The following is a 17,761-nucleotide window of genomic DNA, read 5'->3' on the forward strand; positions in this document are numbered from 1 at the left end:
TGAGTGCCGACATAAATCAAAGGCCGCGCAAGGAACCCCTCCTTACGCGGCTTTTGATTTATTGACAACCTGAAGGATACGCGGTGAATGTCGTCGTGGCATTTGCCGTGACGTTGAATGTTGGATTGAGTTGTACGTAATTCCCCCCCCGATAGATTACTGTACCGTCAGTGATGGTATTGGTTGCAATGACTGATTGCGCAGCCTGCACGACGGTAGATGCTGAAATCGTGGTGGATTGGCTAATGGACGGCGTACAGGGCAAAATAGTAATGCTTACAACATTACTGCTCAACTCCCCGCAAATAACCAAATTTGCTAAGTCTATCTGTAATGCGTAGAAGGACCCGCCGATTTTTGTTAGCAAACTTGACTCATGCGCCGTCAGATAGGAGACCCCGTACACGCTGTAACTGCCTGCTTCATACGTCGATGGATTGCTCAAATTGGCCGTGGGGGCAATATCAACGACGTTACCTGTTGTGTTATTAACAATGACATACTGGTAAGAATAACTCGCGCCCGGATTGAAATATTGATTTACTCCGAGTGTGCCACCCGTAGGAGTGGTGAAAGAGATAGAATAGGAAGAAAGGGTACGTGGATTAAAATTGCCAGGTCTTGTCAATGCAAGATAATATTGAATACCTGGCTGTAAGGTAACGGAAACGTTCAAACGAACATTTTGATTATTGAGGTTACGCGTTGAGCCAAGAAAGTTAGTACAACCGGAATCCGGTACAAAGGAATTTTGATAGAGATTTAAAATTTCAAAAGTGCTGCTACTTGTTGCACTGAAGGTATAGGTTCCGACTAAATTTACTTGAAAGGGATAAATATCATAAAGGGAAGTATCAGGACCCAAATTTACACAATTTGTTCCAAAAAGGCCGGCAAAGGTACTTTGTAAATCTCCAGCAAGCAGGCTTCCCGTGACGGGAGAGCTATATTCGGTAGTGTACTGCGGAGAGAGCGACAATGCCAATGCTGAACTACCTGCGTAAGCGGTAATGCTGTTGGTGGGAGCAAGGGAGGTTCCGGTGGCTATGCAGCTTGATGTGTTGACAATGGTGATGTGGGCGTTGTTGATGTCAAAGAAAATATTGCCGACGGCTTCGATTTTAATACGGCCAGTCGAAGTAACGTAATTAGGCACTATCAGTGTTTCGGAGCCGTCGTTTGAAGTACTTGCCGATAATACGTACGGAAAGGTCAGGCCTCCATCTTTAGAAAACATAATCTTTACATTACTGCAATTGACGGGCGCCCCATCTGTTCCGTTTACATCCCAGGTTAGCGTAAATGTAGTGCTTCCGTTGGCGTTTAAAGTGGTGGCGGTATTTTGGGAGGTGATGGCAAATGGTCCTGAGCTTGCCACTGTGATAGATGTTGCATCAAAATGTACTCCGCCACCACCTGGATGGTTGTCTTTAGCCGTGAGTCTAAAAGTCATCGTTCGGGCTACCTGCGGAAGTTCCTCGCCGTCGAGGTCAGGGGCATCGTTGGCATTATTAAGAATAAAGGAAAGTGCTGGTAAGGTTCTGACCGGATTTGTGGAAATACTGCTTCTAAACAAGGGAGCCGTAGTACTGCTAGCCGCCGAACTTCCTATCAGGCCTGCGTCGCCAGATACCGCAAGGTCATATTGTTCCCATTGGTAGGTAAGGGCGTCGCCGTTGGCATCCGTACCAGAGCCAGTCAATACAAAGGGCGTTCCTTTGGGAATGGTGTAGTCAGCTCCCGCATTGGCTACGGGAGGAGTGTTGCCAGTAGCTGATGTGGTGGGGCATGACCCTTGTGTACTGCTAAAAGAATTGATGACGGTCTTAATCGTATTGGTATGGAAATACGTTTGACGGGAGCCCGTCAGGTTTTGGGGCGAACAGGCCCCCTGATAGGACATCAGGGTAGAGCCACTAGCGGGTTCATACGCTCCAGACGCCATTCGGTTGCTGCCTGCACACGCGCCTGTATTGGCATTGAAAGTGTGCGGCGCATTGTATTGATGTGCCACTTCGTGCGCAAATACCATTACAATCATGGCATCAGGAGCCGAAAATCCCGCGGTTTCTGTGTATTGGGTCCAAGCCCTTGACTTTGAGGTGTTTGTACAGGGGGTAGGCCCTGCTACTCCGTTTGCCCCCGCTGTATTCCCAGAAGCGGGTGGATTGGTGCCTGTATAATGAAGCAAATGGCCAATGTCGTAATTAGCGTAAGGTAGTGTTGAGGTGGTATTGAGAGAGTCAAAAATAGACTGAGCGCGAGAGGTAGAGGCAGTAGACGTAGTAACATTCCCAATAGATACCACTGCTGCTAGCGTAAAATGCACTGCTACTTCGTTTTCCCAAATCGCATTGGTCAAGTTAACAATCGTGGCGATTCGTGATACAGTATTAGTGTCATTGCGAGCGGTAAATTCGCCAGTGGCTACAATCGCCATGCGATAAGTTCGAAGGGTTGCGCCATTGCTGTATTCTTGAGATTGAATTAATCGACCATTACGGGAAATTGCCCCAAAGGCATTTCCGTTGGTAAAGCATCCCTGCTCTCCTTCTATTTCACTGGGAGAAAGGATTTTGTAAGTTCCTTCCTTGACATTGACAGGCTCAATGTATTTGTATCCTTCTGGAGACACAATGATGCCATGAAATCCTCTGGGAGAAATATCAAAACGAATAATTTCTTTTGGGTTATCAATATTGACTCCATGGTATGTTTTTATGGTAGGGAACTGAGTAGAGAGTTCTGGAGATAATACGTCATGCTCCATTACTCGATAGGACACCATAACTCCCTTTTGGTTTGGCAATTTTACGGTTGGCTGCCTTGGGTTATTGGTTGTGTTTTGGAGATTTTGCGCAATGTTTTTAGGAGCTTTTAGTAAAGCTTTTTTCAATGAAATTATATCTAATGTGGTCGTTTGAGGCAAGTTTTGCGCCGATAAAGGAAGCGTATAACTAAAAATGAAACAGAGAAGCAATAAGTAAAATGATTTCATAAAAGGAGGTTTTTATGATAGCCCAGTCGTAAATAATAACTTTTTTGACCAAAATATATGTCTTTTAAATTGGTTATCAATGCATTAAAAGCAAAAAAATAATTAGCTTAAATTAATATATTCCAATTTATTGAACGCATTCGGACGTGTAAGGATATAAAACAACTAGAGTGTAGCTTAAGACGAATTAACAAAAACCAGTAAGGTTGTTATTTTTTTTATGCTGATTAAAAAAGAAAAAGCTCCAAATCAGCGATTTGGAGCTTTTAAATTAACCCACCTATAATTAAAAAGTTTGCACTTACAACTTGCTTAATGCTTGCTCAATATCGGCCTTAATATCGTCGATATGCTCAATGCCGACCGAAAGACGTAGTTGGTTGGGGTCAACTCCCGCCGTAACTTGCTCTGCTTCTGAAAGTTGGGAGTGTGTGGTAGACGCAGGGTGAATGATGAGCGTTTTTGAATCGCCTACATTGGCCAAATGGCTGATTAACTCAAGACTGTTTACAAACTTCTCAGCCTGTGCTTTATCACCTTTTATCTTAAAAGAAAGCACTCCACCAAAGCCCCGTGTGAGGTATTTTTTCGCTAATTCGTGGTAGGGACTGCTTTCCAGTCCTAAGTAATTAACGCTCTCAACGGCAGGGTGTTGTTGTAGCCATTTTGCCAGATTTAGTGCATTTTCGCCGATGCGCTCTACCCTTAGCGTAAGGGTTTCTAAGCCTTGCAGCAACAAGAATGAATTGAACGGTGATTGAGAAGGCCCCCAATCGCGCAGGCCTTCTACGCGGGCGCGAATGATGAACTGAATGTTGCCAAAAGGACCGCCGATGCCAAATACGTCGTTGAGTACCAACCCGTGATAACTTGGCGACGGAGCGGTAAATTGAGGGTATTTACCGTTGCCCCAGTTAAAGGTACCTGCATCTACAATCACCCCGCCCATGGTAGTGCCATGGCCGCCGATCCACTTTGTAGCCGATTCAACCACGATGTGCGCGCCGTGTTTGATGGGTTGTGCAATGGCACCGCCCGCTCCAAAGGTATTGTCAACGATTATGGGTAAGTCGTATTTCTGCGCCAGTTTGGCAAATGCGTCAAAATCAGGGACATTGAAGCCCGGATTTCCGATGGTTTCCAAGTAAAGGAACTTGGTTTTTTCGTCAATCAATTTCTCAAAATCTTCAACTTTATCACCCGACACAAAACGGGCTTCTACGCCGATGTTTTTGAACGAGTTTTTGAATTGATTGTAAGAGCCACCGTACAGAAAAGAAGTTGTAACAAAATTGTCGCCGACGGTTGTGATATTATTTATCGCTAAAAATTGTGCCGAATGCCCTGATGCCGTCGCCAATGCCGCAACCCCACCTTCGAGCGCCGCTATGCGTTTTTCGAAGACATCGTTTGTGGGGTTCATGATACGGGAGTAAATGTTTCCGAACTCTTTGAGTGCAAATAGATTAGCCCCATGTTCGGCATTGTTAAAAACGAAAGAAGTCGTTTGGTAAATAGGGACCGCACGGGCATTGGTGGTCGGGTCGGGGGCTTGTCCTGCGTGAAGTTGGAGCGTTTCAAATTTCATAAAACTGTTTTTTGTTAGATGTAAATGAATCTGAGTGATTGGAAAAACGAGAAAAGGTTTTTTCACGAAGCACTTCTTAACTAAAGACAAGCAACTGCCTTTTTTCTTAGTGTTTCGTAAAAAAAGACAAAAAATTGTGCGTTGGCTGTTTTGATGGCAGCGAGAATTTCTAATAATTCACCCAATTTAGCTATAATATTAAGGAGTAGGTGAGTTTTGATTCGAGAACTGACATGGTCAAGGTGTTTATGTCTACAATTGAATAAAATGGTATAAAAATCTAGCCTTTTTGGGATTAACCAATCTGTTTTTAGGTGTAAAAGTACCGTCGAGCAAATTTGCTCGACGGTGTCCCCTCATTTTCAGTATTTGGCGGCGTCATGTGCCGCATTGGCCGCCAAATTGACATCTAACTGAAAACCTTTAACAACTAAACTACAAAATCGGACTCAGGTAAATAATTTATTTAATCCATATATAAAGTATATTAAAATAAAGACTAATTTTATTTTTGGTTCTAGCCTAAGTGTACGATTAGACCAAGTTTATTTATTCTCTTTAATGTCTAGCGATTTAATTCCATTACAAATATGGATAAAATTGCCTGAAAATTCCAAGGGTTACACTGAAAAACTTTATGATTTTTGTTTTACGGCTCATATTTTGCTGGGTTTTCACACTATTTTTTGTGCTTTTCTCAAAAAAAGCTACCTTTGCGCCCTCATTTACAATGAGTTCATTAGTATAACCATTTAACAATTCTCAGTATGTTTACAAAACAGTATGAGATGGTGTTCATTTTAACTCCCGTTTTATCTGATCAACAGATGAAGGACACCATTGAGAAGTTCCGCAAAATCCTTACCGACAACGGTGCGGAGCTCGTACACGAAGAAAATTGGGGCCTAAAAAAATTGGCTTATCCAATTCAGAACAAGAACACAGGTTTTTATCACCTCATTGAGTTCAAGTCTGCGCCTTCTTTGATTCAAGTCGTTGAGACTGAATTCCGTCGCGATGAGCGCGTAATGCGCTATTTGACGGTAGCTATGGAAAAACACCACGTAACGTATGCCGAGCGCAAACGCAGTGGATTAGTTGGAAGAAAACAAACCGAAACAGCTAAGGAGGGCGACGCATAATGACACTAGTAAACGAACCAATCGAGCGTAATCAAAATCGCAAAAAGTATTGCCGCTTTAAGAAAGCCGGTATCAAATTCATCGATTACAAAGATCCTAACTTCCTTTTGAAGTTGATCAACGAGCAAGGTAAAATTTTGCCTCGCCGCCTGACAGGTACCTCTTTGAAGTACCAACGTAAGGTGTCGCAAGCCATCAAGCGTGCGCGTCACTTGGGACTATTGCCATACGTAGCTGATCAATTAAAGTAAAAACGGAAGGAGAAAACTGACGATGCAAGTTATTTTAAGAACTGATATTGCCGGACTAGGATATAAGAATGATATCTTAGAGGTGAAAGCCGGTTATGGTCGCAACTATCTTATTCCGCAGGGATTTGCGGTGATGGCGACCGAGTCCAACAAGAAGCAATTGGCCGAAAACTTGAAGCAAGCTGCTCACAAGGCCGAAAAAATCAAAAAAGACGCCGAAGATTTGGCAGCAGCCATCGGTGAAATGACCGTTGAAATCGCCGCTAAAGCGGGTGACAGCGGCAAAATCTTTGGTCGTGTAACGAGCATCCAAATTTCGGAAGCCCTCAAAGCCAAAGGATTTGACGTTGACCGTAAGAAAATCACGGTTGAAGACGTAAAAACCATCGGTACCTACAAAGCTACGCTTGACCTTCACAAAGAAGTGAAACATGCCGTAACGGTAAATGTAGTAGCTGAAGCGTAATCAACGCTCAATATAAAAAAAGTGGCGCTACCGAAAGGTGCGCCACTTTTTTTGTGCCCTGCTCTAAGGCGTAGGAGGTGTGGTGGTTGGGGCAGAGCCGCCTTTGCCTCGGATATTGTCGAGCAAATCCTGAAGAATTTTCTCGACTTCTGGTGAATATTTTTTGAGGGTATCGGAACCCTGGTTTTTGAGCTGCTCGAAATACTCCGGAATCTTTTCAAGGGAGTCTTCGGCCTCCGTTTTCAGGTCGCCCGCCTTAGATTTAAGGTCTTCGACCATTTTTTCGCCTTCGTCTGTTTTTAAATATTTGTGTAACGCTACCCCGGCAGCGGCTCCCAGAATAAACGTAGCTAAGTGTTTGGCATTGACCATGGTATTTGTGGTTTTAGTTTAAAAACATAAACAATATAACACGATTAGATGATGCAAAAAATGATTTTTACACCAACGGTTGGCTTTTTATTTAGACTTTATAAAACTCAACTCTAATTTTGTGTGTTTTATTTCAATACAACAACGTTAATGTCGGCTACTTTACTATTTTGTTGACCATTAACGGGAATTACTCACCACTAATTTTCCATAAAGTGCTTGATATCCAAAAAATTCGGCAGGACTTTCCCATTTTAAATGAAGTAATCAACGGAAAACCGTTGGTCTACTTTGACAATGCCGCTACTACCCAGAAGCCACTACCCGTTTTGAATGCCCTGACGCGCTATTATGAGCATTTCAACGCCAACATTCACCGAGGAATCCACCATTTAGCTGAAAAAGCCACGTCTGCTTTTGAGGCATCGCGCCATAAAATTCAGACTTTTTTGAACGCCCGCCACGTGGAAGAAATCATTTTTACCTACGGCACCACCGACGGTATCAACTTGGTTGCTCAAAGCTACGGACGAACCTTTTTGAAAGCAGGCGATGAAATCATCATCAGCACCATGGAGCACCATTCCAACATTGTGCCTTGGCAAATGTTGTGCGAAGAAAAGGGCTGTGTGCTTCGCGTGATTCCTATCAATGACGAGGGTGAATTGCTAATGGACGAATACGAAAAGATGCTTTCTGAGAAAACAAAATTCGTTTCGGTTGTCCATGTTTCCAATGCCCTCGGAACCATCAACCCCGTTGCTGAAATCATTGAAAAAGCCCACGCAGTGGGGGCTAAAGTGCTGATTGACGGTGCGCAGGCCAGTTCACACATTGATATTAATGTACAGGCCTTAGATTGTGATTTTTACGTATTCTCGTTACACAAACTTTATGGTCCTACGGGTATGGGTGCGTTGTATGGCAAAAAAGACATTCTTAACGCCATGCCACCGTACCGTGGTGGTGGCGAAATGATTAAAGAAGTAACATTTGCCAAAACTACTTACAGCGATTTACCCTATAAATTTGAAGCTGGTACGCCCAATATCGCCGATGTAGTAGCGGCCTATACGGCCGTTGAATATGTAGAAACGCTTGGTAAAAAACAGATTGCAGACTACGAGCATGAGCTGCTCGTTTATGGTACTGATGCCCTACAAAGCATTGACGGATTGAGACTAGTGGGGACGGCCAAAGAGAAAGTGAGCGTTATTTCGTTTGTGATGGATGGGATTCACCCGCAGGATGTGGGCGTCATTCTGGACCAACAGGGCATTGCTGTTCGGACGGGGCATCATTGTACCCAACCTTTGATGCAGCGACTCGGAATTCCCGGAACTTCCAGAGCCTCCTTTGCGGTTTATAATACCAAAGAAGAAATTGATAAATTAGTCGTAGGTTTGGAGAGAGTTAAAAAGATGTTGAGCTAAGAAACGTGATTTGGATTTTAGCGACTCGGTATTCAAATCGAAAACAGGATTTACAGGCAATATGACAATCAACGAAAAACAAGACGAGTTAATTGAAGATTTTGAATTGTTCGACGACCAGTTGGACAAAACACAGTATATTATTGACTTGGGTAAAAAACTTTCGCCCATTGCGGAAGAATATAAAACGGATGACAACCTGATTCGCGGGTGTCAGTCAAAGGTGTGGCTGCACTCCGAAATGCGCGGTGATGTGGTGCATTTTGAAGCCGACAGCGAACCGACGGCGCAAATCAGCAAAGGCCTAGTGAGCCTTTTGATTAAGATATTGTCGGACGAAAAACCCGAAGATGTTGCCAATGCTGATTTGTACTTTATTGATAAAATAGGCATGAGTAGCATCATTACGTCGCGGCGGGCTGGTGGCTTGGCTTCGATGATTGCCCGAATGAAAGAGTTTGCGCAACGTGCCGCCGAAAAAGTTAGTTAATGCAATTGAATCCATTGCCCAGCGTTCATTACGATTAACCCCAACAAAAATGACCGAATCAGAATTAAAAGAAGAAGTTGTCAAAGCCATAAAGTCGGTTTATGACCCCGAAATCCCAGTGGATGTATGGGAATTAGGCCTGATTTATGACCTAAAAATATTTCCTGTAAACAATGTCTACGTCGAAATGACCCTCACGTCGCCGTCTTGTCCATCGGCGGGGACGATACCTGCCGAAATTGAACAAAAAATTCGGGAAGTAGAAGGCGTCAATGATGTAAGTGTAGAATTGACTTGGGATCCGCCTTACTCACAGGATATGATGAGTGAAGAAGCCAAACTTGAACTTGGATTTTTGTAAAACCTTCTCAGAGAAGGGATGTATACCATTAAAAAACTGTAAACTTAAAACTGTAATCTGATTATGTATCCTCCTCACTTAGTAGCTCCGATGAAAGAAGATCTGACGAGCGTAGGATTTCAACAACTCACCGACGCAGCCGATGTTGATAACTTCATGGCCAATGCCAAAGGAGTATCGCTCGTGGTGGTAAACTCGGTCTGCGGATGCGCAGCGGGTGCTTGCCGCCCAGGCGTAAAAGCAGCATTGGCGTTTAGCGACCTAAAACCCGACAATTTGGTGACGGTTTTTGCGGGAGTTGACCAAGAAGCTACCGCCAAAATGCGTGAGTATCTGTTGCCATATCCTCCTTCATCTCCTTCCATTGCTATTTTTAAGGATGATGAATTGGTGCATTTTATTGAGCGTCACCACATCGAAGGCCGCAATGCCAAAATGATTGCGGAACATTTGGTGATGGCGTTTGAAGAATTTTGCGGAGAGAAAGCGTAAGCCAATTTTTTGCTTTTACTGCCATAAGCTAACTTCCCGAAAGTTTCATACTTTCGGGAAGTTTTGTTTTTAAAATATCTTTACCCCTGCGCCTGTGTGTTTACACAAAACTGCATACGCATTGGGTTTTACCTGACGCAAAGGGGAATTTTCGAGCAAAAATGCCTTTGTTTTGTACACCAACCGCTGCTTCCAGTCTTTCATTAGGTAGGAGACGACTTCGTCGCTGAAGAACAAAAACAATTCGTCAATGACTTCAAAACCTTCTGATTTTAGTAAGAACTTAAAGAGTGCGGGCGTATAAATATTGATGTGTCCGTAGGAAAGAAAATGGTCTATTTTGCGGTCTACAAACATGCTAAAATCAATCGGAACCTCAAAAAATTGGTACTCCGACACGCGGGCAATCTCTCTCAGCAACAATCTCGGATGCTCCACGTGCTCAATAACATGCGAGCAGGTAGCCAACGGGAACGCTTTATCTTCGTAAGGAATCGTGTAACCGTCAAACAGTTTTACTTCTCGCAACGATTTCAATTGACGCTCATTGATTTTTTCAATGCCGCTGCCTGATATTTCTACCGCGTGCAGGTTTTCCGTAAATCCACGGCTGTCGAGTTCTTTCAATACTGCCCCGTCGCCTGCTCCAACGTCCAGCACCTTTTTAAAGTTAAATTTTTGGCATAACTTTATAATGTCATCCGCTTTTTGACGCGCGCCAATCTCACGCCATTGGGCATCAGAATTGACGTATTGTTGGTCGTACACATTTTGTATCGAAGATGAAAGCGGGGCGTTTGGCATAGTTCAGAAGGTAACAAATACGATTTATCTTCCCCAAAATTAATTAAAAGCCGTGAAATCCCCGTAGATTATCCAAAAGTCCCTAAACTTCCCGGGGGATTTGAGTGTTAGAATAACGTAGAACAGTTCTCATCCTTAACTTGACATTCTCTCATGCTTGGTCATCGTTTTTCGGAATTTAAGCCCACGGAACAAACCGGTAAAAATAAATTTGACGAGTTGTTGAACATCTTTCAGCAACTCCTGCTGATGAATTCGGGTGATGTAACCCAAGCCATGGCTTGGATGAGTCAACTGGACCGTCAGTATAACCTCACCAACGACGAATACGGCATTGGTGATTTCTTTGAAGACCTCAAACGCAAAGGTTACATTACGGAGGAAAACGAAGAAGGCAAGGTCATTATGACCCCCAAAACCGAGCGCAGCATTCGTAGGAGTGCGCTGGAAGAAATTTTTGGTAAGCTCAAACGCTCCAAAGCGGGCGGCAACCATCACACCCCTTATACGGGCACAGGCGATGAGCTGAGCAGCGATGTACGTGATTTTCAATTTGGCGATACTCTCGACCAAATTGCCATGACCGAATCCATCAAAAACGCCCAAATTAACCACGGCATTGGCGAATTTTTTCTGGTAGAAAATGACCTCGAAGTGGTGGAAAAGGAGCAAAAAACCTTCACCGCTACGGTGTTGATGATTGATGTAAGCCACTCCATGATTCTTTACGGCGAAGACCGCATTACTCCCGCCAAAAAAGTGGCGTTGGCGATGGCGGAGTTGATTAAAACCAAATATCCAAAAGATACGCTCGACATCATCGTGTTTGGCAACGACGCGTGGCAGATTCAGTTGAAAGACCTCCCATACCTCGAAGTGGGCCCGTACCACACCAATACCGTGGCGGGTCTGGAGTTGGCGATGGATTTGTTGCGCCGCCGCAAGACCAAAAACAAGCAGATTTTTATGATTACCGACGGCAAGCCGACTTGCTTGAAAGAAGGCCTTCGGTACTACAAAAATAGCTTTGGCCTCGACCGAAAAATCGTGAGCAAAACCCTCACGCTGGCGGCCCAATGCCGTCGCTTGGACGTGCCAATTACGACCTTTATGATTGCTTCCGACCCATACTTGAAGCAATTTGTGCAGGAATTTACGCGGGTCAACAATGGCCGCGCATACTACAGCAATTTGCAGGGACTGGGCGGTTTTGTACTGGAAGATTTCCAGCGCAATCGTCGGAAAAATATGAAGTAATTAATGTGAGCGTTGGAAAGTTTTCAGAACTTTCCAACGCTTTGTTTTTGATAAAAAATGCAAAAAAAGATTGTTTACCTATCGCTGATTGTTTTTGCAGGTATCGTAGCCTATCAAGTATTCCTAAAAGCAACCGAAAAAGAAATTCATCCCTTGACCAAAAGTTGGGAAAAGGCTGTGCCACACCAACAAATTCCGAAGGGATTGGCGTCGTTGAGTGCCGAGCAGTGCGGGGCGTGTCATGTAAAACATTACGAAGAATGGCAACATTCTACCCATTCGCACGCTTGGACGGATTTACAGTTTCAGGCCGAATTGAAAAAAGAATCGAGTCCGTACTTATGTATCAATTGCCACATTCCGCTTCAGAACCAACAAGAATTTATTGTGACAGGATTGGTTGACGGGGATATTTATCAGCCTGTCAAAGAGAAAAATCCTCATTTTGATAAAAAACTTCAGCAAGAAGGAATCAATTGTGCAAGCTGCCACGTACGCGACAACGTCGTGATTGGCTCCACTGGCACCACGAAAGCCCCCCATGCCACCCGAAAAGACCCCGTTTTTCTTTCTGAAAAGCTGTGTATTTCGTGTCATAATGCCAATGCGGTCGTTACGTCTACGTTGGTGTGTTCGTTTGAAACGGGCGATGAATGGAAAGCGGGGCCGTATTATGGGCAAAAAAACTGCATAAGCTGCCACATGGAACCAACAAAGCGTGAGGTGGTGGCGGGCTTTGGCGAGCGGTTGAGTCATTTGCATTATTTTGCGGGTTCGGGCATTCCTAAAGTAAAAGGAGCGAAAACCAAAGCGCTAAATGGCTTGGCTTTTTATCCCTCTAAGGTGGAAAAATCTTATGGTGTTAATCAAGAAATTGTTTATCATCTCAAATTGAAAAATGAATTTGCGGGTCACCGAGTCCCTTCGGGAGACCCCGAACGATTTTTCGGTATTTCAATGGAGTTATTGGATGAAAATGGCAAAACAATCGCTCAAAAAACGGATAGGATAGGGGAGAAGTGGGAGTGGTATCCGGCGGCTAAAAAGTTGGAAGACAATAATTTGAACCCAAAAGAAGAGCGCACTTTTGCCTTTGCTTACAAACCTACAAAAAAACAAAAACTGACACTTGCGGTCAAAGTGACCAAAAATCGCCTAGACCAAAAGTCGGCCGACTATAATAAACTGGATGAGCGTTATCCGTTGTTTATCACAGTATTTGACGAAAAATACTCGATTGAGGTGAAGTGAAGGTAATGTGTTGCGGGTGTTTTTCACCCGCAATGGTACAAAACTACAATTCAATCTTGAAGGTTGTTTTAAGCCCTCCTTTTTGAGGTATTAATTTAATGTGCTAATTTTGTTGTCATACTAACTAATTGGTTGGCATTTGTACGCACAGAACCCACCTTCTTATGATTATCAGAAAATCTACCTTGGAAGACTTACCTTTCATTCTGCAATTGTACAAAGATGTAGCCCGTATTTCGGGCGGAATTGCACGAAAAGAACACGAAATTTCAGAAGCCTATATTCTAAACTTTTTGACCAAAAGTCTCGCCAATGGCTGCTCAATGGTAGCCGAAGATAATGAAAAAGTTGTGGCCGAAGTACATACGTATTCTTTGGGAATAGAGTGTTTTACGCATTTATTTGGCGACACTACCATTTGTGTACATCCTGATTATCAGGGAAAAGGCCTGGGGAGAAGAGTATTTTCGGCCTTGCTAGACTATGTCAGGCAGGAGCGTAAGGATATTTTGCGGGTAGAGCTGCACGCCCGCGAAAGTAATGCTGCGGCCATCGAATTATATAAAAAGCTGGGTTTCAGGGTCGAAGGACGCGCGGTGGGGCGCGTCCTTGACCCTGATGGCAGCATCGTTGCCGATGTACCGATGGGATGGTTGAACCCTAATTTTGTACAATAATCCCACTTATTCCATAACAGGTACCGGCTGCTGAATAAACGCTGCTAAGTCGTGGTTTAATTGGGGCCAGTTGGTGTAGAAAAAGCCGTGGGGGGCGTCTTCGTACGGGATTAACTGCGAACCAGCAATGCCTGCGTGCAAGATTTTGGCGCTAATATCAAAAGGTACGATTTTGTCGCCCGTGCCGTGGATAATCAACGTAGGAACATCAATTGAGGCCAATTCTTCGCTTAAATCGGCCTGACTGAAGGTCAGAATGCAGTTGATGAAAGCCCGAGGCGATGATTTCATGGTTAACCCGTGAAACCAATCCATGAGTTTGCTGCTCAGGGGTGAACTGATGATTGTAGCCCCAAAAAAGTCTTTCGAAAAAGATTCCATAAAGGCAGCGCGGTCTTCAATGGCGTTTTCAATCATGCCGTCAAACACCGATTTTTCAACGCCGTCTTCAAAGGCAGGTGTTTTTAGTAAACGTGGAGCGGCGGTTCCGAGCAAAACCAATTTTGCGATGCGATTGCTGCCGTGTCTGCTGATATAGCGGATGGCTTCGGCGCCTCCCATCGAAAAACCGACCAATACAACATTGTGTAAATCAAGTTCTTCAAAAACAACCTGTAAGTCATCGGCGAGCGTGTCATAATCGTAACCCGCCCAAGGTTTGTCGGATTGGCCAAAGCCACGGCGGTCAATCAGGATGCAGCGATAATCGTTGCCCAATTGATTGATTTGATATTCAAACATTTCGTGGCTAAGTGGCCAACCGTGCAAAAATACGACGGGTTGTCCCTGACCCCAGTCTTCAACGTGGAGCTGTACATTGGGTGCGGTGGTTATTTTAGGCATAATAGAACGAAGTTAATAGCAGTCAGTAGGCACAAACTGCGGTTGAAACAATGGTTCTATTTCCGTTAAACAAGTATGCCGCCCATGGTTTCGGCAAAAAAATCCCCAACTTGGTCAAAGTTGGGGATTTGAGGCTGAATCAATAAATGCCCTGCTTTTTTCTTAAAAAGGAGAGCGTTTCAGGTCAAATTTTTCTAAATAATCAGAAACACGCTTCACAAACATGCCGCCCAATGCACCGTCTACCACGCGGTGGTCATACGAATGCGAAATGTACATCATGCTCCGTACCCCAATTACGTCACCTTGGGGTGTTTCAATCACCACGGGGCGTTTTTGAATAGCACCAAAGGCCATAATAGCAACCTGTGGCTGGAGAATAATGGGTGTGCCCATGATGTTTCCGAAACTACCGATATTCGAAACCGTGTAGGTACCGCCCGCTAGGTCGTCGGGAGTAAGTTTATTTTGACGGGCACGATTGGCCAGTTCGTTCACTTTTTTGGCTAACCCAATGAGGCTATATTGGTCAGCGTTATGGATGACGGGCACGATGAGATTGCCGCTAGGCAATGCCACCGCCATACCGACGTTTATATCCCGTTTTTTGATAATATTTTCTCCCTCTACCGAGATATTAATCAACGGAAAATCTTTGATGGCCTTCACCACGGCTTCTATCAAAATGGGGGTGAAGGTGATGCCTTCGCCCGTTTGTTTTTTGAATTCATCCTTGATTTGATTCCGCCAAAGAACAACGTTGGTCATGTCGGTTTCCACAAACGAGGAGACGTGGGCCGAAATTCGCTGTGACTCCAGCATCCGCTCCATAATAACGCGCCGCATTCGGTCCATCGGAATAACCTCGACGCCAGTTTTGCGAATCGAAGCAGGCGATTGCGGACTGCTGGCATGGGATGTTTCTTGGGCAACACCTGCGGTTTGGGCCGACGCTGCCCCTACGGGGTGGTGTTTTCTTTCTTCCAAATACCCCAAAATATCTTTTTTGGTCACGCGGCTATCGGTGCCAGTTCCAGAGATTTGGTCAAGTTCTTGACGGGAGATACCTTCGGTTTGGGCAATGTTGAGCACCAAAGGAGAGTAAAAACGCCCGCTTGAAGAAACATCCGCCGTGGATTGGATAGGGGAAGTGACCAACGATTGGAATTGGGTTTCCAACGCAAGGGCTTCTTCGGGAACCTCCGCAATGGGCGTAGGAGAACCGTTTTGGGGCGTAGTGACTTCTGTATCGATGCGCATTACGATGTTTCCGATGGCCACGACGTCGCCCTCTTTTACCAATATTTCTCTGATAATGCCGCTGTAAGGGCTGGGTACTTCGGTGTCTACTTTGTCGGTAGCTACTTCCATCACCGAATCGTCAGATTCGACAGCATCACCTACTTTTTTCAGAATGCTGATGATGGTACACTCCATGACGCTTTCTCCCATTCGGGGCATCACCATTTCTACAATTGCCATTTGTTTTCGTATTAATTCCTATTCCAAACGTTCAAAAAATCAATGATTTTATATACCTAACAGTTGTTTCCGCAATAGGTTTAGTAAATAAACGCCGGTGTATTGGATGTTTTGTTCGCGAAATTTTCCAAGTTGTAATTTTTGGGTTACGGTGCCGTTGGGGCCTGCGCTGGCAATCCAGATGGTGCCCACGGGTTTTTCGTCGGTGCCGCCGTCGGGGCCTGCAATTCCGCTGGCCGCGATGCCATAAGTAGTGTTGAGCCGTTGGCGTACCCCTTCGGCCATTTCAACGACGGTTTGCTCGCTTACCGCCCCAAACTCCGCCAAGGTGCTAGGTTTAACCCCCAATTCGGCTATTTTGACTTCGTTGCTGTAACTGATTACGCCACCCACAAAATACGTTGACGAGCCAGGTACTTTCGTTATCAAATGCGACGCATAGCCGCCCGTACAGCTTTCGGCGGTAGACAGGGTTTGGCCGCGCTCTTTTAAGATTCTTCCCACCACGGTTTCAATTTCGTCGTTATCGTACCCAAAAACGTTAACATCAATCAGGGGCAATACTTTTTCGACTTCGGCTTGTGTCTCTTTTTTGAGTTGCTCCAAGTCGGTGCCCGTGGCGGTGAGACGAAGACGGACTTGCCCAAAGTTGGGTAAATAAGCCAATTTGATGTGAGGTGGCAGGTTATCTTCCCAATCGGCAATGCGCTCGGCCAAAAAAGACTCTCCGATACCGATGGTGCGGAGCATTTTATGGTAGATAATCGGCGTTTCAAAAAAGGCCTGCAATTTGGGCAAGAGCGTGTGCGTCATCAGGTTTTTCATTTCAAACGGCACGCCGGGCATGGAGATAAACACCTTGCCATTGCGCTCAAACCACATGCCTGGGGCGGTTCCCCAACGATTGGGGATGTAAGTGCAATTGTTGGGCACTGCTGCCTGTAAACGATTAAGTTCGGTCATGGGGCGCCCTCTTTTCTCAAAAAAAGCGGTGATGAATGCCAATGCTTCTTCGTTGATGGAGAGTTCGGTATCGAAATAAGTACAGAGTGTTTTTTTTGTAATGTCGTCTTTGGTAGGCCCGAGCCCACCCGTAATTAGAATGACATCCGCCCGGCTTTCGGCTTCGGCAAGGATTTCTAAGATAGCCTGTTCATCATCTCCGACCGACGATTTTCGGATGGTTCTAATCCCGATGTTGGTCAATTCGGTGCTAATCCACTGGGTATTAGTATCGGTAATCTGTCCAAACAATATTTCGTCGCCAATCGTAATTACTTCTGCTTTGACCATGTATTCAATTTTTTGTCAAAGTTAGCCAAAATTCTGTTTTGGTAGGAACGTTGGCCTTCCTATACCGCATATTGTTCCAAACTCAATTATGGTTTGGGGGGTATTTTTCACTTGACCAGACTGTGTTTGTTTCCAAACCGTATTAATATTGCCTTTTTGGCCGCTTAATCTTTCTCTGTGTTGGCCAAGATTAAGGCCCCTCCTGCAATGCCGAGGTCTTTAAGAAGGCTTCCCATGGCCTTTTCATCCCCTCCCAAAAAACTGGGTAAGTGCACAAAAATTACAAATGAGATAAGCATAATGCCGAGCAGAATCGCGGCGGTTCTTGCCCATTTTTGCAGGATGATTGCCAAAGCAGCGGCCAGTAAAGCAATGCCCGTGATGTAAACCCAAACGATACCTCCAGGTAAGTAAGCAGGGACCATTGCGGATACATTGCCAGCATTCATAAGATGGTATACACCAAAAATTGCCATTGGAATTGCCAGCAACAGACGGCCGAGCGTTGAAAGCATACATTTATAAGGTTTAGGGTGAAAGAAGGATAAAGCAGGCAAAAAT

Annotated in this window: 18 protein-coding genes; 10 read left to right on the forward strand and 8 right to left on the reverse strand. The window is 44.7% G+C overall.

Going from position 1 to position 17,761, the window contains the following annotated elements; all coding sequences use genetic code 11:
- Positions 1-58: 58 nt before the first annotated feature.
- Positions 59-2,998, reverse strand: coding sequence for a M12 family metallo-peptidase (locus tag NCI00_RS11310; RefSeq protein ID WP_253527539.1), 2,940 nt, complete (start codon positions 2,996-2,998; stop codon positions 59-61).
- A 301-nt stretch (positions 2,999-3,299) separates the two neighbouring features.
- Positions 3,300-4,586: an O-acetylhomoserine aminocarboxypropyltransferase/cysteine synthase family protein gene (locus NCI00_RS11315; protein ID WP_166560461.1), complete on the reverse strand. Its 1,287-nt coding sequence runs from the start codon at positions 4,584-4,586 to the stop codon at positions 3,300-3,302.
- Positions 4,587-5,353: 767 nt separating this feature from the next.
- Here NCI00_RS11315 and rpsF point away from each other — a divergent pair.
- Genes rpsF through rplI form a run of 3 tightly spaced genes read left to right on the forward strand, consistent with a single transcriptional unit; the run spans position 5,354 to position 6,445 of the window.
- Positions 5,354-5,728: a 30S ribosomal protein S6 gene (gene rpsF / locus NCI00_RS11320; protein WP_114069875.1), complete on the forward strand. Its 375-nt coding sequence runs from the start codon at positions 5,354-5,356 to the stop codon at positions 5,726-5,728.
- Positions 5,728-5,979, forward strand: a complete 252-nt coding sequence (gene rpsR, locus NCI00_RS11325) for a 30S ribosomal protein S18 (protein ID WP_013930944.1) — start codon at positions 5,728-5,730, stop codon at positions 5,977-5,979. The genes rpsF and rpsR overlap by 1 nt, the downstream gene beginning before the upstream one ends.
- A gap of 22 nt (positions 5,980-6,001) precedes the next feature.
- Positions 6,002-6,445, forward strand: coding sequence for a 50S ribosomal protein L9 (gene rplI / locus NCI00_RS11330; RefSeq protein ID WP_114069876.1), 444 nt, complete (start codon positions 6,002-6,004; stop codon positions 6,443-6,445).
- A gap of 63 nt (positions 6,446-6,508) precedes the next feature.
- Here rplI and NCI00_RS11335 read toward each other — a convergent pair whose 3' ends face one another.
- Positions 6,509-6,817: a YtxH domain-containing protein gene (locus tag NCI00_RS11335; protein WP_166560460.1), complete on the reverse strand. Its 309-nt coding sequence runs from the start codon at positions 6,815-6,817 to the stop codon at positions 6,509-6,511.
- Positions 6,818-7,032: 215 nt separating this feature from the next.
- Between NCI00_RS11335 and NCI00_RS11340 the strand changes: the two genes are divergently transcribed.
- The 4 genes from NCI00_RS11340 to NCI00_RS11355 all read left to right on the forward strand — a co-directional run bounded on the left by NCI00_RS11340 (position 7,033) and on the right by NCI00_RS11355 (position 9,593).
- On the forward strand, positions 7,033-8,250 hold the full coding sequence (locus NCI00_RS11340; protein ID WP_253527541.1) for a cysteine desulfurase: 1,218 nt from the start codon (positions 7,033-7,035) through the stop codon (positions 8,248-8,250).
- A gap of 61 nt (positions 8,251-8,311) precedes the next feature.
- Positions 8,312-8,740 (forward strand): SufE family protein, encoded by a 429-nt coding sequence (locus NCI00_RS11345; RefSeq protein WP_253527543.1) that lies wholly within the window; start codon positions 8,312-8,314, stop codon positions 8,738-8,740.
- A gap of 49 nt (positions 8,741-8,789) precedes the next feature.
- Positions 8,790-9,101 (forward strand): SUF system Fe-S cluster assembly protein, encoded by a 312-nt coding sequence (locus tag NCI00_RS11350; RefSeq protein ID WP_114459141.1) that lies wholly within the window; start codon positions 8,790-8,792, stop codon positions 9,099-9,101.
- Between the two features lie 63 nt (positions 9,102-9,164).
- A complete protein-coding gene (locus tag NCI00_RS11355) occupies positions 9,165-9,593 on the forward strand; it encodes a BrxA/BrxB family bacilliredoxin (protein WP_166560458.1) in 429 nt (142 codons plus the stop codon).
- A 69-nt stretch (positions 9,594-9,662) separates the two neighbouring features.
- Here NCI00_RS11355 and NCI00_RS11360 read toward each other — a convergent pair whose 3' ends face one another.
- A complete protein-coding gene (locus NCI00_RS11360) occupies positions 9,663-10,397 on the reverse strand; it encodes a class I SAM-dependent methyltransferase (protein WP_253527545.1) in 735 nt (244 codons plus the stop codon).
- Positions 10,398-10,550: 153 nt separating this feature from the next.
- Between NCI00_RS11360 and NCI00_RS11365 the strand changes: the two genes are divergently transcribed.
- The 3 genes from NCI00_RS11365 to NCI00_RS11375 all read left to right on the forward strand — a co-directional run bounded on the left by NCI00_RS11365 (position 10,551) and on the right by NCI00_RS11375 (position 13,582).
- Positions 10,551-11,654: a vWA domain-containing protein gene (locus NCI00_RS11365; protein ID WP_166560456.1), complete on the forward strand. Its 1,104-nt coding sequence runs from the start codon at positions 10,551-10,553 to the stop codon at positions 11,652-11,654.
- A 57-nt stretch (positions 11,655-11,711) separates the two neighbouring features.
- The gene (locus NCI00_RS11370) at positions 11,712-12,905 is read left to right on the forward strand and encodes a multiheme c-type cytochrome (RefSeq protein WP_253527547.1); all 1,194 of its coding nucleotides are present in this window, start codon (positions 11,712-11,714) and stop codon (positions 12,903-12,905) included.
- A gap of 164 nt (positions 12,906-13,069) precedes the next feature.
- The gene (locus NCI00_RS11375; protein ID WP_253527549.1) at positions 13,070-13,582 is read left to right on the forward strand and encodes a GNAT family N-acetyltransferase; all 513 of its coding nucleotides are present in this window, start codon (positions 13,070-13,072) and stop codon (positions 13,580-13,582) included.
- 6 nt (positions 13,583-13,588) lie between these two features.
- Here NCI00_RS11375 and NCI00_RS11380 read toward each other — a convergent pair whose 3' ends face one another.
- From NCI00_RS11380 to NCI00_RS11395, 4 genes are all read right to left on the reverse strand, one after another.
- Complete coding sequence (locus NCI00_RS11380) at positions 13,589-14,425, reverse strand: alpha/beta fold hydrolase (RefSeq protein ID WP_253527551.1); 837 nt, start codon at positions 14,423-14,425, stop codon at positions 13,589-13,591.
- Positions 14,426-14,587: 162 nt separating this feature from the next.
- Positions 14,588-15,907, reverse strand: coding sequence for a dihydrolipoamide acetyltransferase family protein (locus tag NCI00_RS11385; RefSeq protein WP_253527553.1), 1,320 nt, complete (start codon positions 15,905-15,907; stop codon positions 14,588-14,590).
- Between the two features lie 48 nt (positions 15,908-15,955).
- Positions 15,956-17,200: a competence/damage-inducible protein A gene (locus NCI00_RS11390; RefSeq protein ID WP_253527555.1), complete on the reverse strand. Its 1,245-nt coding sequence runs from the start codon at positions 17,198-17,200 to the stop codon at positions 15,956-15,958.
- A gap of 164 nt (positions 17,201-17,364) precedes the next feature.
- Positions 17,365-17,715 carry a DoxX-related protein gene (locus NCI00_RS11395; RefSeq protein ID WP_253527557.1) on the reverse strand — a complete coding sequence of 117 codons (351 nt, stop codon included), beginning with the start codon at positions 17,713-17,715 and terminating at the stop codon, positions 17,365-17,367.
- Positions 17,716-17,761 lie beyond the last annotated feature (46 nt).

Source organism: Runella salmonicolor (genome assembly GCF_024158025.1).
GTDB classification, from domain to species: Bacteria; Bacteroidota; Bacteroidia; order Cytophagales; family Spirosomataceae; genus Runella; species Runella salmonicolor.

Coding starts and splice junctions, on each gene's coding strand:
- NCI00_RS11310 (WP_253527539.1), bottom strand. CDS start 2,998: ATGAAATCATTTTACTTATTGCTTCTCTGTTTCATTTTTAGTTATACG.
- NCI00_RS11315 (WP_166560461.1), bottom strand. CDS start 4,586: ATGAAATTTGAAACGCTCCAACTTCACGCAGGACAAGCCCCCGACCCG.
- rpsF (WP_114069875.1), top strand. CDS start 5,354: ATGTTTACAAAACAGTATGAGATGGTGTTCATTTTAACTCCCGTTTTA.
- rpsR (WP_013930944.1), top strand. CDS start 5,728: ATGACACTAGTAAACGAACCAATCGAGCGTAATCAAAATCGCAAAAAG.
- rplI (WP_114069876.1), top strand. CDS start 6,002: ATGCAAGTTATTTTAAGAACTGATATTGCCGGACTAGGATATAAGAAT.
- NCI00_RS11335 (WP_166560460.1), bottom strand. CDS start 6,817: ATGGTCAATGCCAAACACTTAGCTACGTTTATTCTGGGAGCCGCTGCC.
- NCI00_RS11345 (WP_253527543.1), top strand. CDS start 8,312: ATGACAATCAACGAAAAACAAGACGAGTTAATTGAAGATTTTGAATTG.
- NCI00_RS11350 (WP_114459141.1), top strand. CDS start 8,790: ATGACCGAATCAGAATTAAAAGAAGAAGTTGTCAAAGCCATAAAGTCG.
- NCI00_RS11355 (WP_166560458.1), top strand. CDS start 9,165: ATGTATCCTCCTCACTTAGTAGCTCCGATGAAAGAAGATCTGACGAGC.
- NCI00_RS11360 (WP_253527545.1), bottom strand. CDS start 10,397: ATGCCAAACGCCCCGCTTTCATCTTCGATACAAAATGTGTACGACCAA.
- NCI00_RS11365 (WP_166560456.1), top strand. CDS start 10,551: ATGCTTGGTCATCGTTTTTCGGAATTTAAGCCCACGGAACAAACCGGT.
- NCI00_RS11370 (WP_253527547.1), top strand. CDS start 11,712: ATGCAAAAAAAGATTGTTTACCTATCGCTGATTGTTTTTGCAGGTATC.
- NCI00_RS11375 (WP_253527549.1), top strand. CDS start 13,070: ATGATTATCAGAAAATCTACCTTGGAAGACTTACCTTTCATTCTGCAA.
- NCI00_RS11380 (WP_253527551.1), bottom strand. CDS start 14,425: ATGCCTAAAATAACCACCGCACCCAATGTACAGCTCCACGTTGAAGAC.
- NCI00_RS11385 (WP_253527553.1), bottom strand. CDS start 15,907: ATGGCAATTGTAGAAATGGTGATGCCCCGAATGGGAGAAAGCGTCATG.
- NCI00_RS11390 (WP_253527555.1), bottom strand. CDS start 17,200: ATGGTCAAAGCAGAAGTAATTACGATTGGCGACGAAATATTGTTTGGA.
- NCI00_RS11395 (WP_253527557.1), bottom strand. CDS start 17,715: ATGCTTTCAACGCTCGGCCGTCTGTTGCTGGCAATTCCAATGGCAATT.